This is a genomic window from Dactylosporangium sp. NPDC049742 (assembly GCF_040674675.1).
In the GTDB taxonomy this organism is placed as follows: Bacteria; Actinomycetota; Actinomycetes; order Mycobacteriales; family Micromonosporaceae; genus Dactylosporangium; species Dactylosporangium maewongense.
The window spans coordinates 92,753-118,289 of sequence record NZ_JBFANF010000026.1; the positions used below are offsets into that span (position 1 = coordinate 92,753).

A 25,537-nucleotide genomic window follows, 5' to 3' on the forward strand; every position below is an offset into this window, starting at 1 on the left:
GTTCGGCGTGGGTTCAGGTCTGGGAATGGTCCGGGTGGTGCGGGTGTCGGCTTGGGTCGGCTTCGCACGGGTTTGGTTCGGCGTGGGTTCAGGTCTGGGAATGGTCCGGGTGGTGCGGGTGTCGGCTTGGGTCGGCTTCGCACGGGTTTGGTTCGGCGTGGGTTCAGGTCCGGGTGGTGCGGGTGTCGGCTTGGGTCGGCTTCGCGCGGGTTTGGTTCGGCGTGGGTTCAGGTCCGGGTGGTGCGGGTGTCGGCTTGGGTTGGCTTCGCGCGGGTTTGGTTCGGCGTGGGTTCAGGTCCGGGTGGTGCGGGTGTCGGCTTGGGTTGGCTTCGCGCGGGTTCGGTTCGGCGTGGGTTCAGGTCTGGGAATGGTCCGGGTGGTGCGGGTGTCGGCTTGGGTCGGCTTCGCGCGGGTTTGGTTCGGCGTGGGTTCAGGTCCGGGTGGTGCGGGTGTCGGCTTGGGTCGGCTTCGCGCGGGTTTGGTTCGGCGTCGGTTCGGGTCTGGGAATGGTCCGGGTGGCGCGTGGGTCGGCTCGGCTCGTATCAGCTCGGCTCGGCTCGGGTCAGCTCGGGTCGGTTGGCTCGGGTCGGTTGGCCGCGGGGCGGGGCGGGGTCGGTTGCGGGATGGGGATGTGGGGGGCAGGTGGGAGTGGCGGGTCGGGGCAGGGTGGGCTTGGTCTCGCGCGGGGGCTGAGGGCGCGTTTAGGCTGCCGGGCGTGAGCATCGAACGTGAGGTCGCGCCCGGGCAGGTTGGCATCGACGCGAAGCGGCTGGCTGGGCTGGACGAGCACTTCGCCAGGTACGTCGACGACGGGCGGCTGGCCGGGTGGCAGCTGGTGGTGAGCCGGGACGGGCGGGTGGCGCACGCGTCGGCGTACGGGTGGCGGGACATGGAGGCCGGGCTGCCGGTCGAGCCCGACACGCTGTGGCGCATCTATTCGATGTCGAAGCCCGTCACCTCGGTCGCCGCGATGATGCTCTGGGAGGAGGGCCGGTTCGAGCTGACCGACCCGATCAGCAGGTGGCTGCCCGAGTTCGCGGCGCCGCGGGTGTACGACCGGGGGTCTGCCTCCGCGCCGTTCACCGTGCCGGCGGTCGAGCCGATCCGGGTGTGGCACCTGCTGACGCACACGTCGGGGCTCACGTACGGGTTCCTGCAGACCTCGGTCGTCGACGCGCTGTACCGCAAGGCGGGGTACGACATCCTCGCCAAGACGGGCGTGGACCTGGCGCAGGCGAGCCGGGACTGGGCGGCGCTGCCGCTGCTCTTCCAGCCCGGCACCGGGTGGGGCTACGGGGTGTCCACCGACGTGCTCGGGCGGCTCGTCGAGGTGGTGTCCGGCCAGAGCCTCGGCGACTTCCTGCGGACCAGGATCTTCGAGCCGCTCGGCATGGCCGACACCCGCTGGTCGGTGGACCCGGCCGGTGACGACGCGAAGCGGCTCGCCGCGCTCTACGTGCCCAGCCCCGCCAGTGGCAAGGCGACCAGGTTCGACGCCATCGGCAAGTACGCGCTGGAGGAGCCGGCCATGCAGTCCGGCGGCGGCGGGCTGATCTCCACCGCCGCCGACTACGACAGGTTCACCGCGATGCTGCTGCGGGAGGGCACGACGAGCCGGGACGGCACGGCGGGGGAGCGGTTGCTGAGCAGCCGGACCGTGCGGTTCATGACCCGCAACCACCTGCCCGGCGGGGTCGACCTCGACCGGCTGCAGACGGGCGGGTTCGCCGAGACGACGTTCGAGGGGATCGGCTTCGGGCTCGGGTTCGCCGTGGTCCGCGACCCGGTCCCGGCCAGGACGCCGTCGACGCCGGGCACGTACTACTGGGGCGGAGCGGCCAGCACCGCCTTCTGGATCGACCCCGCCGAACGGCTCACCGTGGCGTTCTACACGCAGCTGCTGCCGTCGAGCACCCACCCGATCCGGCCGCAGCTGCGCCAGCTGATCTACTCCGCCCTGACGGACTGACGGCTACTTGAAGGTCAGGCTGCCGCCGCCGGTGATGACGTGCACCTTGTGCACGGAGGCCGCGTCGGACTTCACGGTGCCGGACTGCTTCCCGCCGTCGAGCTGGACGTCGAGGGCGTAGCCGTCGGCGGTGAGCTTCAGCGCCACGTCGCCGCCGCCGCTGTCGAGGTCGATGCGGTCGGGGGACTGCGTGACGGCCACGTCGACGGCGCCGCCGCCGGTGCGGGCGGTCAGCTCCGGCGGGGCCAGGCCCGCCCCGGTGAGCGCCCCGCCGTCGGTGGACACGTCGATGATCCCGGTGAGGCCGGTGAGGGAGACCGTGCCGCCGGCGCTGTCGAGGCGCACGCTGAGCGTCGACGGGATCTCCACCGTGTACGCGATCGAGCAGTCGCCGCTCGCGCAGCCGGTCGACGCGAGGACCAGCTCGCCGCCCTCGACGGTCTGCTTGCGGCCGGGCTTGTCGGCCTTGAAGGTGGACGTCTCCGTCACCTTGATCGTGGGGCCGGAGCCGACCTTCACGGTGATCGCGCCGCCCGCGCTGTCGATCTCGACGACGCTGACGTCGTCCTTCACCTCGAACGCGTTGGTGGCCGTCTGCGCGCCGCCGCCCTTGCCGCCGGTGGAGGGCGAGTCCCCCGAGGAGCCGCAGCCGGCGAGGGACGCCGGCGCCGCGAGGGCCAGCAGGGTGGCGAGGGTGAGGATCCGGGGTGACTTCACGGAGGTCAGCTTCGCACGACCGGCCGGGCACCGTTCGGTAGGGTCGGTGCCATGAATCTCGTCGATGCCGCGTATCAGCGTGCCGAGACCAGTGGCTTCCCGATGTCCTGCGAACAGCCCGTCGGCCGGCTCCTCGCCGTGCTCGCCGCGAGCCTTCGCCCCGGCGGCCACATCCTCGAGCTCGGCACCGGCGCCGGGGTCGGCGTGGCCTGGTTCGTCGCCGGCCTGGGTGAGCGCACCGACGTGACCGTGACCTCCCTCGAGCTGGACGAGAAGGTGGCGGCGGTCGCGGCGGGCGCGACCTGGCCGTCCTATGTGGACCTGCGGGTCGCCGACGCGCTGGCGTTCCTGCCGGCCGCCGTGGGCATGTTCGACCTGATCTTCGCCGACGCCCAGGGCGGCAAGATCGAAGGGCTCGACCTGACCATCGCGGCGCTGCGGCCGCGCGGCATCCTCGTGGTCGACGACATGCGGGTCGTCGACGACTGGCCCGAGGACTTCAAGGCCCGCCAGGCCGGCGTGCGCCGGATGCTGACGCAGCACCCCGACCTCGTCTCCGTGGAGCTCGACCACGGCTCCGGCATGGTGGTCAGCACCCGCCGCTAGGTTCCGTTTGTGCTGCTCATGGGCGGGTATGCGGACGTCAGTCAGGCTGCGCCCAGGAGGAGACCCGATGTCCACCGACGCGATCGTCGTGCTGAAGGAAGACCACAAGAACGTCAAGCGGCTGTTCAAGGAGTTCCAGGCGGCCGAGCACGGACCGGCGGGGGCGAAGGGGCGGATCGTCAAGCAGATCCTGGCCGAGCTGACCGTGCACACGTACCTGGAGAACGAGGTGATGTATCCGGAGGTCCGCCGGTTGGTGCCGGACCTCGACGAGGAGATCCTCGAGTCGTACGAGGAGCATCACGTCGCCGACGTGCTGTGCATGGAGCTCGCCAAGATGAAGCCGGACCACGAGCACTTCGATGCCAAGGTCACCGTCCTCATCGAGAGTGTCACGCGCCACATCGACGAGGAGGAGCACGGGTGGTTCCCGCAGGTCCGTGAGGCGCTCAGCCGCGCCCAGCTCCAGGAGCTCGGCGCCCGGATGCAGCAGCTCCGCCCGGACGCGCCGACGACCCCGACCGCGCCGAAAGCATTGAAGAAGACACTGGAGGCGATCCGCGGGTGACGGGACGGCCCGGGCGGGGTCATCCGACCGAAGGAGACGATTGGGCCGGGGTCTGCCGGTACCGTCGACAGCGATGAACGCCGTGGTGCTTGCCCTGCACGGGTTGCTCGTGGAAGGGACCGTCGAGACCGTCGAGCCGGTGCTCGTCGGTTGCCTCGTCGCGGCCGAGCCGCGGCTCGTCCTGGACGTGTCCGAGGTGACGGTGTGCGACACCGCCGGCGCGGCCCTGCTGGTGCGGGTCGCCGAGCTCGCCTGGCAGCGCGGCGGGGAGCTGCGCCTCGCCGCGCCGTCGCCGGCGATCCGGTCGTGGGCGCAGGTCGCCGCCGGGATGGACGGCATCGCCGCCTTCGCCAGCGTCGAGGGCGCGGTCGAGGCGGACCCGCGCGACCTGCTCGCGGCCCCGGTCGGGGCGAGCGGGCCGGCCGCGTGCGTCGACGAGCCGGTCTACCCGCAGCGCCGCCGCCCGCGCTGGCGGGTCAACCCTTCGGCCCGCGGACGATCACGCCGAGGTCCCGCATCACCGCGTCGGTGAGGCCCGGCAGCTGCGCCGGCTCGATCGTCACGCCGCGCAGGCTGCTCACGCCGCTGACCTCCGACAGCTGGTTGCCGCGCAGGTCGGCGCCGCGCAGGTCACAGCTCTCGAACGACATCTGCCGCAGCCGGCAGCCGGACATCGCCGCGTGCGGCAGGACGCAGTCCCGGAATACGGTGTTGACCAGGACGCATCCGACGAATCCGGTCGGACCGATCGTCGTGATGTCGTCGAGGTTCGCCGCGTCCAGCCGGCAGCCCTCGAAGAGCACGTCACCGAGCCGGGACTCGGCGATGTGCGCCCAGGTGAGCTTGCAGTTGACGAAGTGGACCCGCTCGAACGTCAGGCCGGTCAGCCGCGCCGCGGTGAAGTCGACCTTCTCGAAGCGGCAGCCGGAGACCGTCACGTCCTCCCACACGACCCCGTTGAGGTCGAGATTCTCCAGGTGGGAGCGGCGCAGGCGGGCGTCGATGAGCGTGGTCCGGATGGCGCGCCCGGTCTGCACGTGGGCATCGTTGAGGTTGCCTCCCCACGGCGCGCTGACGGGCTCGAGCTCACCCTGGTCGATGACGGGGAGATCGATGTCGAGTTCGTGCACGGTCCGCAGTGCCACGCACCTCACCGTACACACGTAGGCTGATCAGTCATGAGCGGTACGGAGCACCGTGCAGGGACCGCGAATCGGGGTGGCGTGAATGAGCGGCCAGCGGAGCGGCTTGGGCCGCTCATCAGGATGGCAGGTTGGGCTCGGGCCGGCGCCGGAGCGCAGCGGAGGTGCTGGCGTGAGTGAGGCAGCGGTCGGGCAGCGGCGGGTCGACGGGCGCACGCTGCGGGCCGAGCGGACCCGGCGGGCCATCGTCGACGCGCACCTCGCGCTGCTGGAGGAGGGTGACCTCAAGCCGACGGCGGAGCGGATCGCGGAGCGGGCCGGGGTGTCGCTGCGGGCCTTGTGGACCAACTTCAAGGACATGGAGCGGCTGTTCGCCGCGGCCGGCGCGCGCCTGATGGAGCGGCAGACCGCCGAGCACCGGCCCGTCCCGCCGGACCTGCCCCTGCCGCGGCGGATCGAGGCGTACTGCGAGCAGCGGGCCAGGCTGCTGGAGCTCATCGCCCCGGCGGCGCGGGCGGCCCGCCTGCGGGAGCCGTTCTCCGCGGCGCTGCGGCACAACCGGACCTGGTACGTGACGAACGCCCGCGACGAGCTGGAGAAACTCTTCGCCGAGGAGCTGGACCGCACCGGCGACAGCCGGGAGGAGACCCTGCACGCGCTCACGGTGGCGACGACCTTCGCGTCGTGGTCGATGCTGCGCGACGAGCTGCACCTGGACGTGCCCGCCGCGACCGGGGTGCTGCGCCGCGGGGTGACGGCGTTGCTCAGCGCGACCGAGGCATAAGTTTCGCTTAGATCGTCGTGAAATCGGCATCGCTGGTTGGGTCCGGCGGCGGCGCGACTCATAGGCTTCGGTGCGGTTGAGTCGTCTGTGCCTCAGGAGGCAGCTGGTGTCCGCGTTCGGCCCGTACGACGCCCGCAACACCGAACCCGCCCGTCCCGCCTACGGCGGCGCCCCGCAGGGCGACCCCCGGACGCCCTACGGCGATGGCCGGGACGCCGGCTTCGGCAGCGGCTACGGCCCCGGCCCGGGCGACGGTTATGGCCCGGGCGACGGTTACGGACCGGGCGACGGTTACGGCTACGGGAGCGCGCCGTACGGCGACGGCCAGGGCGACGACGCCGCGGACGCGCAGGGGCCCAGGCACCGCCGCGGCACCCGGCTCGCCGTGATCGTCGGCGTCGGGGTCGCCGCGCTGCTGGTGGTCGGCGCGACCGCGTTCGGCGGTGCCGTGCTGCTCGGCAACAACGGCGACACCGGCGACGCGGCCCGCACCTCCGTGGCGGGCGACGCGACCGGCGACCCGGCGAACGCGGTCGACCCCTCCGCCGGGGCCATGGACGCGAGCGCCACCCCCGAGGCCGCGGCCAGCAGCGCCGCGCCGCCGAGCGCCACGCCGACGAAGGCGCAGACCACGCCGCCCGCGAAGCCGAAGACGACCGCCCCCGCGCCCGGGAACCTCTCGTACGAGCAGCAGGTCCTCGTGATCGTCAACGCGGAGCGGGCGAAGGCCGGCTGCAAGCCCCTGGCCTACAACGCGAAGCTCGCCACCGCGGCCCGCAAGCACTCGCAGGACATGGCCGCCAACGACTACTTCTCGCACACGTCGCAGGACGGCACCAGCTTCGCGACCCGCATCACGAACGCCGGCTACAAGTGGTCCGGCGCGGCGGAGAACATCGCGAAGGGCCAGAAGACGCCCGCCGACGTCATGAAGGCCTGGATGAACAGCTCCGGCCACCGGGCCAACATCCTCAACTGCGGCCTCAAGGACCTCGGCGTCGGGCTGGCGTACCAGGGCAAGACTCCGATCTGGACCCAGGATTTCGGTAGCCCGAGATAGTGATCGTTACCGATCAGTGACCACCCAGTAGCGGAAAAGGACCGTCAAGCGGTTGCGTTTCGCCGCCCCGTTCGGCATCGTGCACATCGGTCAGTGCTTATGGTGCCCGGACGGATTACTCAGTTTCCCTCGCTCGGGTACGTACCCTCGAACCATCCCTCCTGGTGGTCCATCGAGCAAAGGGACATGATCGTGATCGGTGCTTCACTGCGGCGCCGGACCGCGGCGCTCTCCGCGGCGGCACTCATCGGCCTCGGCCTCTCGTTCGCCGGCGCATCGCCGGCCTCGGCCGCCGGGGTCGGCTACGTCCGCCTCGCGCACCTGTCGCCGGACACGCCCGCCGTCGACGTGTACCTGAGCTCGGTCAGCGGGTCGATGGCGACGCAGAAGTTCGACGCGGTCGGCTACGGCGTGGTGTCGAAGTACCTGCCGCTCGCGCCCGGCACGTACGCGGTCGCGATGCGCACCAAGGGCGCCGCCGCCGACAGCCCGCCGGTGCTGAGCACCCAGGCCACCGTCGTGGAGGGCAAGGCGTACACCGTGGCGGGCGTCGGCAAGTTCACCGACCTCGGCCTGCGGGTCATCCCCGACGACCTGGCGCTGCCCGAGCAGGGCAAGGCGAAGGTCCGCGTCGTGCAGGCGTCGGTGAAGGAGCCGCTCCTGGACGTGTCGATCGCGGGCGGCGCGAAGGTGGCGAGCGGTGTCCAGTTCGCCTCCACGACCGACTACCAGCTGGTCGACCCCGGCAGGTGGACGCTGCGGCTCACCTCGCCGAGCGTGACCACCGCCGCGACCACGGTCACCGCCCCGCTGCAGGCCGGCAGCGTCTACTCGCTGATCGTCCTGGACGGCAAGAACGGCCTCACCGCCCAGCTGCGCACCGACGCGACCAGCAACGGCGTGCCCGCGGGCGGCGTCGACACGGGCGCCGGCGGCACCGCGGGCGACCCGGACCGCACCGGCCTCTGGCTGACGTTCGGCTCCGCCGCGCTGCTGGTGGTCCTCGCCTCGGCCGGCCTGCTGGTCCTGCGCCGCCGCCACCGGGTCACGACCCAGCTCTGACGCACCGGGAACGGCACATGGTCAGGTCCGCGGGCCGGGTCGTCCGGCACCGCACGCCGCGGCGCCGGACCCTGACCCTCGTCGCCTGCGTCCTCGCGCTCGCCGCGCCGGTCATCGCCGGCGCGGCGACGCTCGTCGGCCGCCGGATCGACATCGACGCGGGCGAGTCGACCTGGATCGTCCCGCACCGCATCGACCTGGACCTGCCGGGCGGGACCGGGCAGGACACGCCGCCGACCCGGCTGCGGATCGCGTCGCTCGGGGTCGACACCGGCCTCGAGTCCCTCCAGGTCGACCCGAAGGGCGAGCTGCAGAGCCCCAAGGTGTACGACGAGGCCGGCTGGTTCGCCGCCGGCACCGTCCCGGGCGACCCGGGCCCCGCGGTCCTCGCCGGCCACGTCGACTCCCGCACCGGCCCGGCGGTCTTCTACAAGCTGCACGAGCTGAAACCCGGCGACCGGGTCGAGGTCCAGCGCGCCGGCGCGTGGCTCACGTTCAAGGTGACGGCCCGCGAGCACTACGAGAAGGCCAGGTTTCCCAGCGCCAAGGTCTACGGCCCGACGCCGCTGCCGGAGCTCCGGCTCATCACCTGCGGTGGCGAGTTCGACACTGCCAGGCACTCCTACCGCGAGAACGTGGTGGTCTACGCGGTGCTGAGCTGAAGCTCGGCAGGCGGGAGAAAAGTTTAAGGTCGGTGTGCCAGGTCGCCTCGCGGCGATAGGCGCATCACGGCTCCAGCCGAACGGTATTCCGTGAAGGCAGTGTGGTGAGGCCCGGGGACACACAGCACACCGACTCACCAAACAGTAGCGCGCCCACCACCCGCCGTCCCGTGATCTGCGTCTCTCACAACAAGGCCGGCTGCACACCAAGGCCGTCTCTCACCGCGAGACAGCGAGACAGCAAGGCCGGCTCTCACAGCAGGGCCGAGGACCGCCACAGGCGCTTGGCCGGGCCGGCGACGAGACCGAGCTCCTGCAGGTACGTCGTGATCCGCTCGGCGGACCAGCGCAGCGTCTCCCGGAACGCGGGGTTGCGCCACGCCACCGCGCGGGCCTCGGCCGGGTCGAGGCCGACCGCCGCGTACGCGCCCGGGTGGATCAGCGAGTGGGTGACGGTCCAGGCGGCCCGCCCGATCATCAACCGCGAGTAGGCCAGGCTGACGGGGCCGGCCCCGGCGACCTGCCGGGCCAGCTCGTCGCGGGCGTAGCGGATGTGTCGCGCCTCCTCCACGACGTGGATCCGCGACACCATCCGCACCAGCGGCTGGAGGCTGTCGTCGGCCATCGCCTCGCGCTGCAGGGCGTCCAGGATCTCCTCGGCGATGAGCGCGGCGGCGAAGGTCTGCACGCCGCCGGCGGTCGCGCCGAGGTACTTGCCCAGCGCGCGCTCCAGGGGAGCGGGCCGGTACGCGGGGGTGCCGAACGCCTCGATCATCCGGGCGAACATGATGGAGTGGCGGCACTCGTCGCCGATCTCGGTGAGCGCGTACTGCACGTGACCGGTGCGCGGGTCCTGGTCGCTGACGTGGCGCAGCAGCAGCCGCATGAGCAGCATCTCGAACCAGATGCCGACGCTGGCGATGCTCGCGACCTCGTGCTTGGACAGCTCGACGCGCTGCTCGCGGGTGAGCCCGTCCCACAGCGGGGTCCCGGCCAGCGACAGCCGGTGCTCGGGCGCGTACATGCGGCCGGGGTCCAGCGGCGCCCGCCAGTCGATGTCGACGTCGGGGTCGTAGGAGGTGCCGGCGGAGATCTTCAGCAGCCGCGCCGCGGTCGCCTCGCGCGCCGTCTGAGGGGTGTCGGTCGTCGGCATCGCAGCTCCCTTGACGGCTCCGGCAGGACTTGGTACTCATCAGTACCATGCCTGAGGAACCGCGACCGGTCAAGGCCGAGCTGCTCGTCGACGGCGCCGCCCACGCCGTTGAGCTGCACCTGAGCGGGCACTTCCAGCCGCTGGACGGCCGCTACCGCTGGGGCGGGCGGATGGCCGGCGGTCCGGCGGTGCCGGCGCTGGTGCGCGCGGGCCGCCGCGACGTGCTGCTGCGGTGCGCGCCCGCCGACGCCGTGCCGGCCCGCCTGCTGGAGATCGACCCGTGGGGCAACGTCCGCTTCGGCGGGACCGGCGCTCCGCCGTGCACCATGGAATGAAGAAGGAAGTCCGAACTCCATGGCACGCGGGGAAGGAATCCCGATAGGACGGCGGCGGAAACGTCGGGCGCCACGCCTCGGCCAGGCCCTCGGCAGCTGGCGGGCTGCTCGCGGAGGGTGGTCGACGGTGTGGCGCCCGGTTGACGCGGTCCCGGTGGCGCGGTTCGCGGTCGGTGGCTGTGCCGTGAGGCGCCCCGCTGGCAACGACGGGGCGGACCCATGGGCGGTCGCGAGGTCAGCGCCCCGCGAGCAGCCGACTGACGGCGTTGTCGACGTCCAGGTGGTCCGTCTCGTGCCCGCGCGGCACGACGCTGTACGTCCGGCGCAGGAACCGCACCAGCACGCTGCGTGGGACCTCGAACAGTGCGTTGCCGTCCGGCGAGGACAGGGCCAGTGCGACGAAGTCGCCGCGCGGGCCGTTCCAGGGCCAGACCCGGACGTCGCCGATGCCGGCGGGCTCGTCCAGGCCGGTGAAGAGCAGCTCACGCGCGAAGGACCAGCTGACCGGCTCGCCTCCCGCCGACTCGGCGTGGAAGAGGACGTGGACCGCGTACGGGTCGTTCGGGTCGTAGCGCAAGCTGGCTCGCACCGGCAAAGCAGTCGCGTCGGGCGCGACGAGTCGTAGGGATGTCTCGACCTCGACGGTCGATGGTCGGATAGCGCTCATGTCGTACTCCCCCCGGCACCGCTGCGGAGCATGCCGTGCCCCGCCTCTCTTATGTTGAGGCGATTCCCAGTGTTACGCGTAGTGATTCTACGATCTCACTCTGTAGTGTTTCTGGGCCCGATTTGCCGTCAACCGAACAACGTGCGCGCGATGTCCGGTTTTCAGTGCGTGACCGGGGTCCTTGACGTGACGTGTGGGCCGTACGTCAATTCATTCGGGTAACGTCCAGTGGTTCGTGGGAGTGACGGGTTATCCAGTGATGGGAACGGAAATTGCGCGACAGTGAGGCGGACGGGTCGGGCGTTACGCCTGATTCCGGACGGCTTGGCTCTCCCCAGGGTGACTTCCGGCGTGTCGCTGCGCCCGGCGGGCCCGCCGGAGCGGGTAATGAGCCCGATGCCGATCTGCGGGGCGTCCTCGGGTCCGGCAACCGGTGGCGGCGGATCGCCGACCGGATGCTGGGCTGGCGCGAGCGCCTCTACGCGACGCGGATCGGCCGCTTCGGCGTGAAGATCGTGGTCGCGTTCGCCGGCACGCTGGTCATCGCCGTCGGCGTGGTGCTGCTGCCGCTGCCGGGGCCGGGATGGCTCATCATCCTCGGCGGGCTGGCGATCCTGGCGATGGAGTTCCACTGGGCGCGGCGGCTGTTGATATTTACGAAACGGCAGTTGCAGCGCTGGACCCGCCTGGTACGGGAGGGTTCCTGGCTGGTGCGGATCGTCTCCGTCGGAGGACTGCTGCTCGTCGTTGGTGCGGCGTTGCTGCTGTCGCTCCGGATGCTCGCCTGACTTCACGACAGCGATCATGCGAGCGTCGGGGATGAGGCAAGCACATCCGGGCGGGGTGACTCGGCGGCCGGGTTCGCCGACCTTAACCGATTGTGCGCGTTTCATGTTGTATGCGTTTCGTGACGGTCTGATTCCACGCCGGGTGCGCGAAAACGGTACGGTGGGAGTAATGTCGCCCCGATCGGGGCGTACTATCCCGCTGAGTATCTTGTTCGTGTCCAAATGATGCGGCACGCACGTGTCGGTGATGCGGCACGCATTGGCAGCACCTGAAGAAAGGCCACTCATGGCGAAACGCGTCATCCACGAGCTGATCGACGACATCGACGGCAAGCCCGCCGCCGAGAGCATCGTGTTCGCGCTCGACGGCGTGCAGTACGAGATCGACCTGTCCGCGTCCAACGCGGCGAAGCTCCGCGACGCAGTCGCCCCGTTCGTCGCCGCCGCGACGAAGATCGGGCGGGGCGGCGTGGTCAGCACCGTGCGCGGCCGCGAGGTGCGCGGCCGGGGCGTGACCCGCGGCGACCGCGACCAGAACCGTGCCATTCGGGAATGGGCGCAGGCCAAGGGTATCGACGTTTCCGACCGGGGCCGGATCAAGCAGGACGTGGTGGACCGCTACCACGCCGAGGCCGGCCGCTAAACACGATCAACCGGCCGTGGATCAACGCCGGATCGGCACAGCATTTCCACGGGTTGAGAAACCGGTCGATGCAGCGTCGCATTCCGGTGAAAACGCGAACGAGCCGCGGCCCCGACGGGGTCGCGGCTCGATCACAATATGCGGCTAAGTGTCGCGCCCGGATGGACGGTGCACGGCAGCAACCGCTGCACGGCACCACCGCCCTCGATCGTCTCGGTCAGCTGGTCCACGGCCTGCCAGCCCATTTCCCGGCGCGGAATCCGCAGCCGGGTGATGCTCCCGTCGACCGGGGCCAGGCCGCTGGGCTCGCCGAGTGCCACCACCGACAGGTCCCCGGGCACCGCCAGCCCCCGCTCCCGGGCCGCCGCCACCAGCGCGACCGCGTCGGCGTACTCCTCCAGGAACACGGCCGTGAGCCGCTCCCGCCCGATCGCGTCCAGCCATCCGGTCGACGGCGGCGGCAGGTGTACGACTGCCGCCGGGCCGGCGGAGAAGAAGCCCCGCAGCCGGTCGGCGTGCGACTCCGCGGGCCCACCGGTCCCCAGGTAGCCGATCCGGGTGTGTCCGAGCCCAGTGGCCCGCTCGACCAGCACCGCCACCGCCGCGGGGTAGTCGGCGCCCACGTAGGGGACCGGCCCGCCGGCGTCGTCGCGCCGGCCGACGGACACGAACGCGTGCCCCTCGCCGACGAGCCGGGCCAGGTCGTCGCGGTCGACCCGCCGCCCGAGCAGGATCGTGCCGTCGGCGATCCCGATCCGGCTGTCGGCGTGGAAGATCCGCCGGCTGTCGGCCCGCGACGTGAAGAGCAGCAGGTCGCAGCCGACCTGCTCGGCCCGCTGCTCGATGCCGACGAGGAACGGGTGGTAGAAGTCCGCCGCCGTGCTCGGGAACACCGGCTCGTAGGTGAACACGCCCAGGATCCGGTTCCGCCCCGAGACGAGCCGCCGCGCCACCGGGTCGGCGACGTAGCCGGTGGCGCGGATCGCGTCGAGCACCCGTTGCCGGGTCTCCGGCGCGATCCGCACGTCGTCACCGGTGCGGTTGTTGAGCACCAGCGACACCGTCGCCTGGCTGACCCCCGTCATCCGCGCGATGTCCCGCTGCGTCACCCGTCTGCTCATGCCGCCGCCTTCGCTGCGCTCCGGCGTCGGCCTGAGCCAAGCGCTGTGCCTCTGGTTCGCAGCCATCCGCTGCGCTCCTGCCCGCTCATGCCGACGCCTCCGCTGCGCTCCGGCGTCGGCCTGAGCCAAGCGCTGTGCCTCTGGTTCGCAGCCATCCGCTGCGCTCCTGCCCGCTCACAGGCGAAGGTGTATCACCCTTTGAGCCCCGTGTGGGCGAGCCCCTCGACGAACTGGCGCTGGGCGAGCACGAACACGACCAGGACGGGCAGCGCGGTCAGCGACGCGGCGGCCAGCTGGACGTCCCACATCGGCCCGCCGTACGCGTCGACGTACTGCGTCAACGCCTGCGGCAGCGTGAACTTGTCCTTGCTCGACAGGTACACCACCGGCTCCAGGAACAGGTTCCAGCTGTTGAGGAACGTGAAGATGCCGACCGCCCCCAGCGCCGGCCGGGCGAGCGGCAGGGCGATCAGCCGGAACGTGTTGAACCGGCCGAGCCCGTCGACGCGCGCCGCCTCCTCCAGCTCCTTCGGCAGGGTCACGAAGAACTGCCGCATGATGAACGTCGCCAGGACGCTCGGCGCGCCGAAGATCGGCACCAGGATCAGCGGCCAGTGCGTGTCGATCATCCCGAACCGGTTGAACAGCTGGAACAGCGGCACGATCGTCACCTCGCTCGGGATGAGCAGCCCGGTGAGCACGACCACGAACATCGCGTTCTGCCCAGGGAACCGGATCCGGGCGAAGGCGTAGCCGGACAGCGACGCGACCGCCATGGTGCCCACGGTGACGATCGCCGCGATGTACAGGCTGTTCCAGTACTGCTCCGCGAACGGCTGCAGCCGGAACACCTCCCGGTAGGCGCCGAAGTGCCATTCGGAGGGCAGCAGCTTCGGCGGGTACGCGAAGATCTCGCTCGTCGGCTTGAACGACGAGGTCACCATCCACCAGGTCGGGAACACGAACGGCACGCAGAGCACGGACAGCAGCCCGTACACCAGCACCTTGGCCCTATTGCTCATGGACGACCCACTTCCGGCGCAGCTGCCACTGCACGAGCGTCAGGGCGAGCACGATGAGGAACAGCAGGATGGCCAGGGTGGAGCCGTAGCCGAAGTGATGGAACTGGAACGCCTGCTGGTAGAGGTAGTAGACGAGCACCGTGGTCGACGTGCCCGGCCCGCCCTGGGTGAGGACGGCGATCTGGGCGAAGACCTGCAACGACCCGACCACGGTGATGATGGACGTGAGCAGGATCGTGGGGCTGATCATCGGCACCGTGATGCGCCGGAACCGGGTCCACGCCGACGCGCCGTCCAGCTGGGCGGCCTCGTAGAGCTCGCCCGGCACGCCCTGCAGCGCCGCCAGGAAGAGCACCATGTTGAGCCCGACGTTCTTGAACACCTGCACCGCGATCACCGACACCATCGCGGTCGGCCCGGTCCGCAGCCAGTTGGGCCCCTCGACGCCGACCACGTGGAGCAGGCCGTTGATGCCGCCGTTGGACTGCAACAGGAAGCCCCACACGATCGTCCAGGCGACGAGCGACACGACCACGGGCGAGAAGAACAGCGTCCGGTACACCGTGAGCCCCCGCAGCCGCTGGTTGAGCAGCACGGCGAGCAGCAGCGCGAGGCTGAGGTTGAACACGACCAGCCCGACGGAGAAGATCCCGGTGGCACGCAGCACCGACGGCAGGGTCGGGTCGTCGAGCAGGGCCTGGTAGTTCTCGCCGCCCACGAACTCGAAGCTGCCGGCGAGCACGTTCCACTCGTGCAGGCTGTACCAGAGGACGAGGCACAGCGGCGCGAAGACGAAGACGGCCGAGCCGGCCAGCTGGGGGGCGATGAACAGCCACCCAGCCAGCCGGTCAGCGGTCTTTGACCGAAGCCTCACTGCTTCGCCAGTTGCGGGGAGATCTTCGCGCACACGCCGGACAGCACCGCCTTGACGTCGGCCTGCGGCTGCCACAGCGGGTCGAGGCTCGCGCGGACGTTCTGCGACAGCTCGGCGAACCCGGCGTGGCTGGGGCCGACCGCGCCCTTGGCGATGCCGTCGACGACGACCTTCTGCAGCTGCTCGGGCTTGAGCAGCGGGTTGGTCTTCGCGAGCGTCTCGGCGGTCTGCTGCGACGTGCGCGGCGGCGGGAAGTACGCGGCGAGCTTCGCCGAGTTCGCCGGGCTGGTCATGAACGCGAGGAACTCCTGCGCCGCGGCGGCGTGCTTACCCTTCTTGAACACCCCGATGCCGGCCTGGCCGAACACCGCGTAGTCGCCGACCTTGCCCTTCGGCAGCGGCACCAGGTCCCAGCCGAACTGGTTCTTCAGCAGCGACGCCCGGCTGATCTGGGTGATCGTCATGGCCGCGTCACCGGCGAAGAAGTCGGCGGTGACGCCGGGGCCCGGCAGGGCCTTGTCGGTGAAGATCGCCTTGTGCAGGGCCGTCATGGCTTCCACCATCTGGGGCTGGTCGAAGCCGCAGGTCTTGCCGTCGGCGCTCCACGCCTGCGCGCCCCAGCCACCCCAGAAGCTGGCCAGGTTCTGCCACGACTTGTAGTCGAAGTCCCGCACGACGAGGCCGGCCTTGCCGGTGGCGGCGTTGACGGCCGACGCCGTCTGCAGCGCGGTGTCCCAGTTCCAGTTCCCGGCCGCGATGAGCTCCGCGGGCGTGGGCTTGCCCGCCTTCTTCACCAGGTCATTGTTGACGAACATGCCGAACGGCGAGGTCGAGAACGGGTACGCGTACAACTTCCCCTGGCTCTGCCAGAGCTTCATCGGGCTGGCGCCGAGGTCCTCGAACTGGTAGCCCGGCGTCTTCTTCAGCGTGTCGTCGAGCGGGACGAGCGCGCCGGAGGAGACGAAGTCGGGCGCGGAGTTCTCCAGGATCCAGGCGAGGTCGGGCTGGTTGCCGCCGGCGATCTGGGTGGTCAGCGCGGTGGTGTACGTGTCGAACGGCAGCGAGTCGAACTTGATCTCGGTGACGTTCGGGTGGGCGGCCTTGTACTCGGTGGCGATCTCGTTGAACAGCTTCAGGTGCGCCTCGTTGGCGGTCCAGATCGTCATGCGCAACGAAACCGGTCCGGTGTCCTTCGGCGTGTCCTTGTCGCCCGAGCCGCACGCGGTGAGGCCGAGCAGGGCCGCGGTGGCGATTGCCAGCGATGCTTTCAGTCGCATGGGGGTCTCCAGAAGGTGGGGGTGTCTTCAGTACGCGGTGACGTCGGGCCAGGCGAGCTCGACGCCGTCGGCGGTGAGCCGGGACTGGAAGTCGGCGAGCCGGGACGGGTCCTCCCGGACGGCGCGGGGGGTGGTGCCCTCGTTCAGGCAGAACGCGGCCAGGGCGCCGGCGGCCTCGCCGATGTTCCACTCGATGGGGTGCAGGCGGTAGCAGCCGTTGGTGATGTGGGTCGTGCCGAGGTTCTTCGCCGCCGGCAGGAGGTTCTCCACCCGGCGGGGCAGCAGCGCGCCGAGCGGGATCTGGAACGGGCTGGACGGCACGTCGATGTACGTGTCGCCGCCCGTGGACGGGTGCAGGTCGATGCGGTACATGCCGACCCCGACCGAATCGGCGTAGGTGACGCTGCCCTTGTCGCCGCGGACCGCGTGGGACAGGTCCTGCTCCACGATGGTGTAGTCGGCGAGGATGCGCCGCGACTCGCGCACGTACGGCGCCTGGGCCAGGCCGTCGCTGCTGCCCGTCACGTCGCCGCGCAGCCGCAGGCCGGGGAAGCCGGTGCCGCCGTCGGGTCGCGGGGCCTCCGTCTGCAGCCAGTACAGCACCGACATCGACAGCTCCCGGGCGCGTGCCAGCTGCTCGTCCGCGTCCGGGACGTCGATGACCGGGGCCTCGAAGTAGTCGATCATCGGCCAGTTGACGAGCGAGATGTCGCTGCCGTACGCGCCCGGCGTGAACAGGTTGCGGGCCGCGATCCGCCGGAACGTCCACAGGTTCGCGTCGCCCGGGTTGAGCCGCTGGTCGGCCACGACGCCCAGGGGGTCGTCGTCGGGGTTGGGCGTGAAGCTGCGCTCGGAGATCTCCAGGGTCCGCGGGTGCGGCGAGCGCCACGACAGCAGCGGGCCGCCCCAGAACGGCGGCGTGTAGGCCCGCCAGAACCCGTAGGAGTCGGGCCGGTCGATGGTGTGGTCGCCGTCGACGTGGTCGATCGCGAAGCACACCGAGACCGCCTGCATGTTCGCCGGCTGCGCCGTCGCTGGTGCGCTCGGCTCGCCCGTGTCGTCCTGCGACTCGAAGCCCGTCACGTACTCGGTGCCGGTCAGCGGCAGCAGCTCGCCGGTCTCGGTCGCGTCCAGCACGTACCGCGCGGTGACGACCGTCTGCTCGCCGGTGTCGCGGTGCCTGCCGGTCACGGACGTGACCCGGTCGCCGTCGCTCTCGGCGGCGGTCGCCTTCCACGGCTGCAGCACGCGGAGCCTGCCGCCGCCACGGTACGGCTGGAGCATCGCCTCCAGCACCGCCTTCGCCACCGCGGGCTCGTGACACAGCCGGCTCACGCCGCCGGCGCCGGGGTTGAGGTGCACCCACCGCCGGGCCTCGTCGGTCAGCGGGTAGTACCGGCGGTAGTAGTCGCGGATCCCGTCCCTGAGCGCCCGGTAGCTGGCCGTCACGCCGAACTGCTCGACCCAGGAGTGCTCGTCCGGCGGCACGGCCTGGCTGGTGAGCTGGCCCCCGATCCAGTCGAACTCCTCGGTGAGCACGACCGTCCGCCCGGCCCGCAGCGCGGCGAGCGCCGCCGCCACCCCGCCGAGCCCGCCGCCCACGACGAGCACGTCCGCCGTGATCTCCTTCACGTGTCTCTCCTCGATCTTGCTGTTTTCAGGGTTTCACCCGCGACGAGCTCGCAGGCCAGCAACGTCTGCCGGCCCTGCGCCCCGTTGACCAGTTCGGTCAGGTGGTCCACGGCCTGCCGGCCCATCTCGCTGCGCGGTGTGCGGAACCTCGTCACGTCCAGCGGCGGGGGAGCGGCGCCGGCCCTGGTCGGCTCGCCGAGCACCACCACCGACACGTCGCCGGGCACGTCCCGCCCGTGGTCGCGGAGGTTGGTGATGAGCTCGGCCGCGTCGGCGGGCTCCTCCAGGAAGATCGCGGTGACGTCGTCCTGGGGCGTCCACCGGAGCTGGTGGGTGGCGTGGACCCCGGCCGCCAGGCACGCATCGGCGAACCCGCGCAGCCGGTCGAGGTGCGACTCGGCGGGCCCGCCGGTGCCGACGTAGGCGAACCTCCGGTGCCCCAGCGCGACGGCCTGCGCGACCAGCGCGGCGGTCGCGCCCCCGTAGTCGGCCCCCACGTACGGCACGTCCGGCGAGTCCCGCCGCCCGACGCTCACGAACGGGTGGTGCTCGCCGACCAGCCGCGCCAGCTCCTCTTTCCCGATGAACCGCCCGAGCACGATGCACCCGTCGGCGAGCCGCATCCGGTGCGGCCCCGACGTGAACAGCAGCAGGTCACACCCCACCTGCTCGGCCCGCTGCTCGATCCCCACCAGGAACGGGTGGTAGAAGTCCGCGGTCGTGCTGGGGAACACCGGCTCGTAGGTGAACACCCCGAGGATCCGGTTGCTGCGGTCCGCCAGCCGGCGGCCGACGACGTCCGCCACGTATCCGGTGGCGCGGATCGCGTCGAGCACCCGCTGCCGCGTCTCGGGCGCGATCCGGATCTCGCTGTCCGCCCGGTCGTTCAGCACCACCGAGACCGTCGCCTGGCTGACGCCCGTCATCCGCGCGATGTCCCGCTGCGTGACCCGACGCCCCACGACGATTCCCTTCGCTAATGCGTATCAGCACCTTCAGGGCTCGAATCCTGCGCTGGTCCGGGCGGCGCCGTCAAGCGCCGGGGGAGGTTTCGTTACCCGTTCGCGTCAGTGACTAATACGCATTATCAGCGGACTCCCCGCGATGGCTCGGGTCTGACGGACACGGGGAGCGTGGCCGCGATCTCGAAGACACAGAGCCGTCGGCGAGCCGTCACGCCCGCGTCACGCCGGTGGCGAGACGCTCGGTGACCAGGTGCTATGCGCGTTCGTGGAGGGGGCGGCCGTCCCAGCGCCACTCGGAGCGGGCCGGGTGGGCAGGGAGGGCGCGGCGGCCGGTGGCCCACAGGAGGAGCTCCCACGGGTCCGGGTGGTCGGGCAGGCCCGGGAAGAGGCGGTCGAGGGCGCGGGCGCACAGGTCGGCGGGCGGGGTCCAGGCGACACCGGTGCCGGCGGCGGCGTCGAAGGTGTGGACGAGGACCTCGACGACGCCCATGGCGGCGAAGCCCGGGGCGTCGCTGACGCCGTACGGGTGGTACGCCCGGCGCGACGGCGGGGCGAGGGTCACGGCGCCGGCGAGCATCGCGGCGCAGGCGGACAGCGTGCGGAGCAGGCCGAGGGTGCCGCCGGAGCGCTCGACGAAGACGGTGCTGACGGGGCCGCCGTCGTACTGGGAGCGGTAGGCGATCGGCAGGTAGGCGGTCACCGGCGGGTCGGGGACGCCGATCTGGGCCGCGTAGGCGAACAGGTCGTCGGCGGCGTGCTCGACGACCTCCCAGCAGGTCCAGGTGAGGGTGCCGGCGGGGCGGTCCCAGCCGTCGTCGGGGACGCCGGCGAGGGCCTCTCGGGCCAGCGCCACCGAGACCAGGACGTCGTCGGAAGGGGTGGTCACGACGCGTACAACCTCCGCACCACGGCTTCGATGTCGGGCTCCTCGATGGTCAGGTCGTGCACCTGGGCGCGCGACGCCACGACGGACAGGATAGCGGCGACCGTCGTGTCGCCGGGAGCGAACGACAGCCGCTGGCGCAGGCCGCCGGCCTCGACGCCGACCAGGCGGGTGCCGGGGACGCCGACGAGATCGGGGGCGGGCTCGGTGAGGTCGAGCACGACGATGCGCTCGGCGCCGACCTGGCCGGCGAGTTCGGTGAGGGTGCCGTCGAAGGCGAGCCGGCCGTGGTCGACGACGAGGATGCGCTCGGTGAGGCGGCGCACGTCGCCCATGTCGTGGGTGGCCAGCAGCAGGCTGGTGCCGTGCTGGGCGCGCTGCTCGGTGAGGAACACCCGCAGGCGCTCCTTGCTGAGCACGTCGAGGCCGATCGTGGGCTCGTCGAGGATGAGCAGCTCCGGGCCGTGCAGCAGGGCCGCGGCGACCTCGCCGCGGATGCGCTGGCCGAGCGACAGCTGCCGGACGGGGGTGTCGACGAAGTCGCCGAGGTCCAGGCGGTCGACGAGCTCGCCGGTGCGGGCGCGCACCGCGTCGGGGGCGAGGCGGTGGATCGCGCCGAGGGCCAGGAACGAGTCGCGCAGCGGCAGGTCCCACCACAGCTGGCTGCGCTGGCCGAAGACGACGCCGATGCGGCGGGCCAGCTGCCGGCGCTGCCGCAGCGGCTCCAGGCCGCAGGTCAGCGCCGTGCCGGAGGTGGGTTTGAGGATGCCGGTGAGCATCTTGATGGTGGTCGACTTGCCGGCCCCGTTGGCGCCGATGTAGCCGACGGCAGCGCCGCGCGGGACGTCGAACGAGAGGCCGTCCACGGCCGTCTTCGCGCCGAACGCGCGGCGCAGGTTCGACACGGAGATGATGTTCACGATCCCGCTCCCGTGTAGTGCCGCAGGCCCGCCCGCCAGCCGAGCAGCGCCACGATCCAGACCGCCGCGGCGGCGACGGGCGAGCACCAGCCGAGGGCGCCCCCGCCCGGCAGGTCGAGCAGGGTCAGCACCGGCAGGTAGGCCACGAACGCCGCCGGCACGACGAACGTGAAGAGCACGCGGACGGGCGTGGCGAACACGCTCGCCGGGAACTGCGCGGCGTAGTTGCCGCCGTACACGAACGACGCGGTGAACTCGGTGCCCTCGACGAGCCAGAACTGCACGGCGGCGGCACCGACGAAGAACGCGGCGAACAGGAACGCGCCGGAGCAGACGGTCACCGCGAGCAGCGCACCCTTGGCCGGGGTCCAGTCCACATCGGACGAAGCCAGGGCGATGACGGCGATGGCGGTGCCGGCGACGGTACGGCCGAAGCGCCGCAACGAGATGTCGGCGGTGATCAGCTGGGCGAGGATCGGCAGCGGCCGCAGCAGGAACGCGTCGAGCGTGCCGGCCCGCAGGTAGGTCGGCAGCGCGTCGAGGTGCCCGACGACCAGGTCGGCGAGGCTGAACGAGACGTGCCCGATCGCGAAGACGAGCACCGCGGCGGCGAAGTCGAGGCCGCCGAGCGCGGGCACGTTGGCGAAGATGACGTAGAGCTCGCCGAAGCCGCTGACCGTCGCGCCGAGGCTGGCGAGGATCTCGACCGCGAACGAGCCGCGGTACACCGTCTGCGCCCGCATCCGCAGCCGGACGAGCACCACGTACGGGTTAGCCACCCTGGATCACCAGCTTGCGCGTGCCGAAGCCGAAGACGACCCGGCCGGCGGCGAGCAGCGCGGCGGCCCACGCGGCCTGCACGGCCAGCAGCCGCACCGCGTCCCAGCCGGCGGCGTGGCCCATGAGCACGTCGATCGGGGTCTGCAGCATCGACGGGAACGGGCTGGCGGCGGCGACGGCGGCGAGCCAGCCGGGGAACCAGTGCACCGGCACGGCGAGGCCGCACAGGATGTTGGTGACCAGCAGGTACAGCGTCATCGGCCCGCGCAGGTCCAGCAGCCAGAACGCGGTCAGGTTGACCAGCCAGCGGCACGCGAACGACACCACGACCGCGAGGGCGACGCTCAGCACCCCGAGGGCGTACCCGAGGGGGTCGCCGGGCAGGGCGAGCCCCGTCACCAGCGCGCCGACGGCGAGCGGCGGCAGGCCGCGGGGCAGGAACACGAACGCCGCCCGGCCGAGGTCGGCGGCGAGGTAGGCGAGCATCGGGTCGACGGGGCGGGCCAGGTCGACGGCGACGTCGCCGGAGCGGATGCGCTGCGCCAGCTCGCTCCACGCGAAGAAGTAGACCGGGCCGATGAGGGCCTGCCCGAGCCACACGTAGGTGACGCCCGCCAGCGTGTCGTAGCCGCCGAGGGTGCCGCCGGCCACGGCGACCGTCGCGGTGACGACCCCGGCGCGGATCAGCCCGAAGACGCTGTTGGTGAACGCGCCCGCGAACGCCGCGAGCCGGTAGGTCGACCATCGCCGGAAGCCGATGCCGACGAGCGTCAACCAGAGGCGCACAGCGCGTCACCCTACCGGGTGGCGGCGCTTCTTTCTGTCCGGAACGCCTGCCGGTATGCCGACGGCGAGGTGCGCATGGTCGCGGCGAAGTGGTGCCGGAACGTGACCGGCGTGTCGAACCCGACCGCCGCCGCGATCTGCTCGATCGGCGTGTCCGTCGACTCGAGCAGCGCCAGGCTCGCCTGGACCCGCTGCCGGATCAGCCAGCGGATCGGGCTCGTGCCGGTGGCGCGGGTGAAGTGCCGCAGGTAGGTGCGCGGCGACATGTGCGCCTGCCGGGCGAGCACGTCGACGCTGAGCGGCTCCGCGAGGTGCGCGAGGGCCCAGTCGACGCTGCGGGCGATCCGGTCGTCACCGACGTCGGCGGGCATCGGCGCCTCGATGTACTGCGCCTGGCCGCCGTCGCGGTGCGGCTGCACGACGAGCCGGCGGGCGACGGCGTTGGCGATCGCGGCGCCGTGGTCGGCGCGCACGACGTGCAGGCACAGGTCGAGGCCGGCGGCGCTGCCGGCGCTCGTCCACACGTCGCCGTCGGCGAGGTAGAGGACGCCGGGGTCCACGTGGACGGCGGGGAACCGGCGCCGCAGCAGGTCCGCGTAGCGCCAGTGGGTGGTGGCGCGCCGGCCGTCGAGCAGCCCGGCGGCGGCGAGCGCGAACGCGCCGGAGCAGATCGACAGGATGCGGGCGCCTCGGTCGTGCGCGGCGCGCAGCGCGTCGAGGACCGCGGCCGGCGGGTCCCGGTGCACGTCGGCGACGCCCGGCACGATCACGGTGTCCGCGGCGGCGAAGTCCGTCAGCCCGAACGGGGTGGTGAGCGTCGCCCCGCCGATCATCGGCACCGGCGCGTCGCTCGGCGCGCACACGACCAGGCGATACCAGGGCCGGTCGAACTCCGGGCGGGGCAGCCCGAACACCTCCGTGACGATCCCCGTCTCGAAGGCCGACATGCCCGGATACACCAGAACGGAGACGTCGAGCATGGCGGTATCTTAGCGAAGGGTGGCATTCACGCCACTGTTCCGCCGCCCGGTGCCGGCGACACCATGAACGCATGACGAACACCGCCGCCATCGAGCACTTCGCCGGACGCCTGCGCTTCGAGACCGACGTCAGCGACGTCCACGCCGCGCTGGAGGCCCGCACCCCCGACTACGTCGTCGTCGACTCACGCGGCGCGCAGGCCTGGGCGCAGGGGCACCTGCCGGGCGCCGTGCACCTCCCGACGGCGCAGATCGCCGCCCGCGCCGCCGAGCTGGTCCCGCCCGGCACCCAGGTCGTCACGTACTGCTGGGGCCCGGGCTGTAACGGCGCCACCCGGGCGGCCCTGGAGTTCGCGAAGCTCGGCTACGACGTCAAGGAGATGCTCGGCGGCTACGAGTACTGGGTGCGGGAGGGCTTCACGTTCGTGTCGCCGGCCGGCCCCGACCAGCGCCCCGCCGACGAGCTGACCGCCCCGCGCTGGGCCGTCTCATGTGACTGTTAGCACCGTCTTGCCGACGGCCGTCCTCGACTCGATCGCGGCGTGCGCGTCGGCGGCGCGGGCCAGCGGGAACGCCTGGCCGACCAGGGGCGCGAGCCGCCCGGCGGCGACGTCGTCCAGGGCGCGCGCCAGGTAGGCGCGGAACCGCTCCGGGGGGAGCTGGACCTCGTCGATCCCCGTCGCGGTGACGCCGCGGGACCGCGCGACCGTCGGGTCGGCGGTGGCGAACGCGCCGGCGGGGGTGCCGTGCGCGGAGAACCGGCCGCCCTCCACGACGAGGTCGAACGCGGCGCGGCCGTAGTCGCCGCCGGCGCCGTCGAGGACCACGTCGAGCCCGCCGGTCGCCTCCCACACCGTGTCCGTCCAGTCGGCGACGCTGTAGTCGACGACGACGTCGGCGCCGAGCGCCCGCAGCGCATCGAGCTTGGCGGCACCGCGGGCCGCCGCCACCACCGTCGCGCCGGCGGCCTTCGTGGCCTGGACGAGCAGCGCGCCCATCCCGCCCGCGGCGGCGGTGACGAGCACCCGGTCGCCGGCCACGACCTTCACGATGTCCAGCAACGCCAGGGTGGTGACGCCGTCGTGCAGGACGGCGGCGGCCTCCCGCGGGCCGACCCCGCCGGGCACGTCGACGAGATCGGCGGCGGTGACGGCGACCCGGGTCGCGTAGCCGCCGCCGGCGTGCCCGAGCCGGGCGAGGACCCGCCGGCCGCCGACGGTGCCGGCGACGCCGACGCCCGGCCGGTACGGCGGCGTCACCGGGAAGTAGGCGCTGCGGCCGGCCCGGACCTGGGTCTCCAGCCACAGGGTGTCGGCGGCCTCGACCTCGACGACCACCTCGCCGTCGCCCGGGACCGGGTCGGGCACCTCGCGCAGTTGCAGGACTTCCGGCCCGCCGAAGCGGGCGACCTCGATCGCCTTCATGCGCACCAGCGTCGAACATGAAGTGACGTTGAGGTCAAGGGCGTCACAGCACGGCGGTGAACCAGCGCCGCCCGGGGTCGAGGTGGCGCTCGAAGCGCAGGCCCGCGCCGGTCAGGGCGGCGTGCAGCTCGGCGCGGCTCAGCCGGCGGGTGGCGAAGCGGTGCGTCCAGACGGGGGCGTCCGGCGACCCGGTGTCGCGGTACGTGCACATCGCCTGCAGGACCGTGCCGTCGTGGGAGAGCGGGCTGTCGGTCACCTCGATGTCGCCGATGCGGCCGCTGACGGGGCGCATGTCGGCGAACACGCGGTCGAACCACGCCGGCGGCAGCCACTGGATCACGACCCGGCCGTCCGTGTCGAGGTGCCGGCGGCAGGCGGCGAGGAGCCGGCCGCGCAGCCGGTCGTCGGGGGTGTTGCAGAGGTGGCTCGCCAGCAGGACCACCGGGAACCGCCGGTCGAGGTCGAGCGTCTCGATGTCGGCGAGGACGGTGGTGGCGCCGCGCACGTGGGCGAGCATCTCGGCGGAGTTGTCGACGGCCGTCACCGGATGGCCGAAGCCGGTCAGCGGGTGGGTGAGCCGGCCGGCGCCGCACCCCAGCTCGAGGATCTCCGCGCCGGGCGGGACCGCCGCATGGACGAGCGCGGGCTCGCCGGTGGCCGGGAGCAGGCGATACAGGTCGACGGGACAGCCGTCCCGGGTGACTGCGCCGTTCACAC

Annotated in this window: 29 protein-coding genes; 12 read left to right on the forward strand and 17 right to left on the reverse strand. The window is 72.0% G+C overall.

Annotated features, from left to right (window positions below; translation table 11 throughout):
* The first annotated feature begins 715 nt into the window (after positions 1-715).
* Positions 716-1,969 (forward strand): serine hydrolase domain-containing protein, encoded by a 1,254-nt coding sequence (locus tag AB0J72_RS29030; RefSeq protein ID WP_363403983.1) that lies wholly within the window; start codon positions 716-718, stop codon positions 1,967-1,969.
* 3 nt (positions 1,970-1,972) lie between these two features.
* On the opposite strand, the gene AB0J72_RS29035 is transcribed toward AB0J72_RS29030, so the two are convergent.
* A complete protein-coding gene (locus AB0J72_RS29035; RefSeq protein WP_363403985.1) occupies positions 1,973-2,686 on the reverse strand; it encodes a hypothetical protein in 714 nt (237 codons plus the stop codon).
* Positions 2,687-2,737: 51 nt separating this feature from the next.
* Here AB0J72_RS29035 and AB0J72_RS29040 point away from each other — a divergent pair, with 51 nt between their 5' ends.
* The 3 genes from AB0J72_RS29040 to AB0J72_RS29050 all read left to right on the forward strand — a co-directional run bounded on the left by AB0J72_RS29040 (position 2,738) and on the right by AB0J72_RS29050 (position 4,392).
* Positions 2,738-3,292: a class I SAM-dependent methyltransferase gene (locus tag AB0J72_RS29040; RefSeq protein WP_363403987.1), complete on the forward strand. Its 555-nt coding sequence runs from the start codon at positions 2,738-2,740 to the stop codon at positions 3,290-3,292.
* Positions 3,293-3,359: 67 nt separating this feature from the next.
* The gene (locus tag AB0J72_RS29045) at positions 3,360-3,860 is read left to right on the forward strand and encodes a hemerythrin domain-containing protein (protein WP_363403989.1); all 501 of its coding nucleotides are present in this window, start codon (positions 3,360-3,362) and stop codon (positions 3,858-3,860) included.
* Positions 3,861-3,933: 73 nt separating this feature from the next.
* Positions 3,934-4,392: an STAS domain-containing protein gene (locus AB0J72_RS29050; RefSeq protein ID WP_363403991.1), complete on the forward strand. Its 459-nt coding sequence runs from the start codon at positions 3,934-3,936 to the stop codon at positions 4,390-4,392.
* Here AB0J72_RS29050 and AB0J72_RS29055 read toward each other — a convergent pair.
* Entirely contained in the window at positions 4,337-5,005 is a 669-nt protein-coding gene (locus AB0J72_RS29055; RefSeq protein ID WP_344503359.1) for a pentapeptide repeat-containing protein, read from the reverse strand. The two genes, AB0J72_RS29050 and AB0J72_RS29055, sit on opposite strands and share 56 nt — an antisense overlap.
* 169 nt (positions 5,006-5,174) lie before the next feature.
* On the opposite strand from AB0J72_RS29055, the gene AB0J72_RS29060 reads away from it, so the two are divergent.
* The 4 genes from AB0J72_RS29060 (at position 5,175) to AB0J72_RS29075 (ending at position 8,570) form a co-directional block, all read left to right on the forward strand.
* Positions 5,175-5,786, forward strand: a complete 612-nt coding sequence (locus tag AB0J72_RS29060) for a TetR/AcrR family transcriptional regulator (RefSeq protein WP_344503360.1) — start codon at positions 5,175-5,177, stop codon at positions 5,784-5,786.
* Between the two features lie 106 nt (positions 5,787-5,892).
* Positions 5,893-6,846 carry a CAP domain-containing protein gene (locus tag AB0J72_RS29065; protein ID WP_363403993.1) on the forward strand — a complete coding sequence of 318 codons (954 nt, stop codon included), beginning with the start codon at positions 5,893-5,895 and terminating at the stop codon, positions 6,844-6,846.
* 192 nt (positions 6,847-7,038) lie between these two features.
* A complete protein-coding gene (locus AB0J72_RS29070; RefSeq protein ID WP_363403995.1) occupies positions 7,039-7,908 on the forward strand; it encodes a DUF4397 domain-containing protein in 870 nt (289 codons plus the stop codon).
* 17 nt (positions 7,909-7,925) lie between these two features.
* On the forward strand, positions 7,926-8,570 hold the full coding sequence (locus AB0J72_RS29075; protein ID WP_363403997.1) for a class F sortase: 645 nt from the start codon (positions 7,926-7,928) through the stop codon (positions 8,568-8,570).
* A 253-nt stretch (positions 8,571-8,823) separates the two neighbouring features.
* Here the strand turns inward: AB0J72_RS29075 and AB0J72_RS29080 are convergent, their stop codons facing one another.
* The gene (locus AB0J72_RS29080) at positions 8,824-9,723 is read right to left on the reverse strand and encodes a diiron oxygenase (protein WP_363403999.1); all 900 of its coding nucleotides are present in this window, start codon (positions 9,721-9,723) and stop codon (positions 8,824-8,826) included.
* A gap of 47 nt (positions 9,724-9,770) precedes the next feature.
* Here AB0J72_RS29080 and AB0J72_RS29085 point away from each other — a divergent pair, with 47 nt between their 5' ends.
* Positions 9,771-10,058: a DUF4873 domain-containing protein gene (locus AB0J72_RS29085; RefSeq protein WP_363404001.1), complete on the forward strand. Its 288-nt coding sequence runs from the start codon at positions 9,771-9,773 to the stop codon at positions 10,056-10,058.
* A gap of 235 nt (positions 10,059-10,293) precedes the next feature.
* Here the strand turns inward: AB0J72_RS29085 and AB0J72_RS29090 are convergent, their stop codons facing one another.
* Positions 10,294-10,725: an SsgA family sporulation/cell division regulator gene (locus AB0J72_RS29090; protein WP_344503366.1), complete on the reverse strand. Its 432-nt coding sequence runs from the start codon at positions 10,723-10,725 to the stop codon at positions 10,294-10,296.
* A 455-nt stretch (positions 10,726-11,180) separates the two neighbouring features.
* Here AB0J72_RS29090 and AB0J72_RS29095 point away from each other — a divergent pair, with 455 nt between their 5' ends.
* Together AB0J72_RS29095 and AB0J72_RS29100 are read left to right on the forward strand one after the other, a co-directional pair.
* On the forward strand, positions 11,181-11,513 hold the full coding sequence (locus AB0J72_RS29095) for a TIGR02611 family protein (protein ID WP_363404003.1): 333 nt from the start codon (positions 11,181-11,183) through the stop codon (positions 11,511-11,513).
* A 286-nt stretch (positions 11,514-11,799) separates the two neighbouring features.
* Positions 11,800-12,156 (forward strand): Lsr2 family protein, encoded by a 357-nt coding sequence (locus tag AB0J72_RS29100; protein WP_344503368.1) that lies wholly within the window; start codon positions 11,800-11,802, stop codon positions 12,154-12,156.
* 131 nt (positions 12,157-12,287) lie between these two features.
* Here the strand turns inward: AB0J72_RS29100 and AB0J72_RS29105 are convergent, their stop codons facing one another.
* The 11 genes from AB0J72_RS29105 to AB0J72_RS29155 form a co-directional block, all read right to left on the reverse strand.
* Positions 12,288-13,277, reverse strand: coding sequence for a LacI family DNA-binding transcriptional regulator (locus tag AB0J72_RS29105; protein ID WP_363404005.1), 990 nt, complete (start codon positions 13,275-13,277; stop codon positions 12,288-12,290).
* Between the two features lie 191 nt (positions 13,278-13,468).
* Complete coding sequence (locus tag AB0J72_RS29110) at positions 13,469-14,299, reverse strand: carbohydrate ABC transporter permease (protein ID WP_363404007.1); 831 nt, start codon at positions 14,297-14,299, stop codon at positions 13,469-13,471.
* Positions 14,289-15,173, reverse strand: coding sequence for a sugar ABC transporter permease (locus AB0J72_RS29115; protein ID WP_363404009.1), 885 nt, complete (start codon positions 15,171-15,173; stop codon positions 14,289-14,291). The genes AB0J72_RS29110 and AB0J72_RS29115 overlap by 11 nt, the downstream gene beginning before the upstream one ends.
* Positions 15,170-16,450 (reverse strand): sugar ABC transporter substrate-binding protein, encoded by a 1,281-nt coding sequence (locus AB0J72_RS29120; protein WP_363404011.1) that lies wholly within the window; start codon positions 16,448-16,450, stop codon positions 15,170-15,172. The genes AB0J72_RS29115 and AB0J72_RS29120 overlap by 4 nt, the downstream gene beginning before the upstream one ends.
* Positions 16,451-16,477: 27 nt before the next feature.
* Positions 16,478-18,082: an FAD-dependent oxidoreductase gene (locus AB0J72_RS29125; RefSeq protein WP_363404013.1), complete on the reverse strand. Its 1,605-nt coding sequence runs from the start codon at positions 18,080-18,082 to the stop codon at positions 16,478-16,480.
* Positions 18,079-19,044, reverse strand: a complete 966-nt coding sequence (locus AB0J72_RS29130) for a LacI family DNA-binding transcriptional regulator (protein WP_363404015.1) — start codon at positions 19,042-19,044, stop codon at positions 18,079-18,081. Before AB0J72_RS29130 ends, AB0J72_RS29125 begins: the two co-directional genes overlap by 4 nt.
* Positions 19,045-19,300: 256 nt before the next feature.
* On the reverse strand, positions 19,301-19,933 hold the full coding sequence (locus AB0J72_RS29135) for a maleylpyruvate isomerase N-terminal domain-containing protein (RefSeq protein ID WP_363404017.1): 633 nt from the start codon (positions 19,931-19,933) through the stop codon (positions 19,301-19,303).
* Positions 19,930-20,850, reverse strand: a complete 921-nt coding sequence (locus tag AB0J72_RS29140) for an ATP-binding cassette domain-containing protein (RefSeq protein ID WP_363404019.1) — start codon at positions 20,848-20,850, stop codon at positions 19,930-19,932. The genes AB0J72_RS29135 and AB0J72_RS29140 overlap by 4 nt, the downstream gene beginning before the upstream one ends.
* Positions 20,847-21,629, reverse strand: coding sequence for an ABC-2 family transporter protein (locus tag AB0J72_RS29145; RefSeq protein WP_363404021.1), 783 nt, complete (start codon positions 21,627-21,629; stop codon positions 20,847-20,849). The genes AB0J72_RS29140 and AB0J72_RS29145 overlap by 4 nt, the downstream gene beginning before the upstream one ends.
* Positions 21,622-22,416 (reverse strand): ABC-2 family transporter protein, encoded by a 795-nt coding sequence (locus AB0J72_RS29150; RefSeq protein WP_344503378.1) that lies wholly within the window; start codon positions 22,414-22,416, stop codon positions 21,622-21,624. The genes AB0J72_RS29145 and AB0J72_RS29150 overlap by 8 nt, the downstream gene beginning before the upstream one ends.
* Positions 22,417-22,427: 11 nt before the next feature.
* Complete coding sequence (locus AB0J72_RS29155) at positions 22,428-23,396, reverse strand: helix-turn-helix domain-containing protein (protein ID WP_363404023.1); 969 nt, start codon at positions 23,394-23,396, stop codon at positions 22,428-22,430.
* A 71-nt stretch (positions 23,397-23,467) separates the two neighbouring features.
* On the opposite strand from AB0J72_RS29155, the gene AB0J72_RS29160 reads away from it, so the two are divergent.
* A complete protein-coding gene (locus AB0J72_RS29160; RefSeq protein WP_363404025.1) occupies positions 23,468-23,899 on the forward strand; it encodes a rhodanese-like domain-containing protein in 432 nt (143 codons plus the stop codon).
* On the opposite strand, the gene AB0J72_RS29165 is transcribed toward AB0J72_RS29160, so the two are convergent.
* Together AB0J72_RS29165 and AB0J72_RS29170 are read right to left on the reverse strand one after the other, a co-directional pair.
* Positions 23,885-24,820 (reverse strand): zinc-binding dehydrogenase, encoded by a 936-nt coding sequence (locus tag AB0J72_RS29165; protein WP_363404027.1) that lies wholly within the window; start codon positions 24,818-24,820, stop codon positions 23,885-23,887. The genes AB0J72_RS29160 and AB0J72_RS29165 overlap by 15 nt on opposite strands.
* Before the next feature lie 43 nt (positions 24,821-24,863).
* Complete coding sequence (locus tag AB0J72_RS29170) at positions 24,864-25,535, reverse strand: class I SAM-dependent methyltransferase (RefSeq protein ID WP_363404029.1); 672 nt, start codon at positions 25,533-25,535, stop codon at positions 24,864-24,866.
* Positions 25,536-25,537 lie beyond the last annotated feature (2 nt).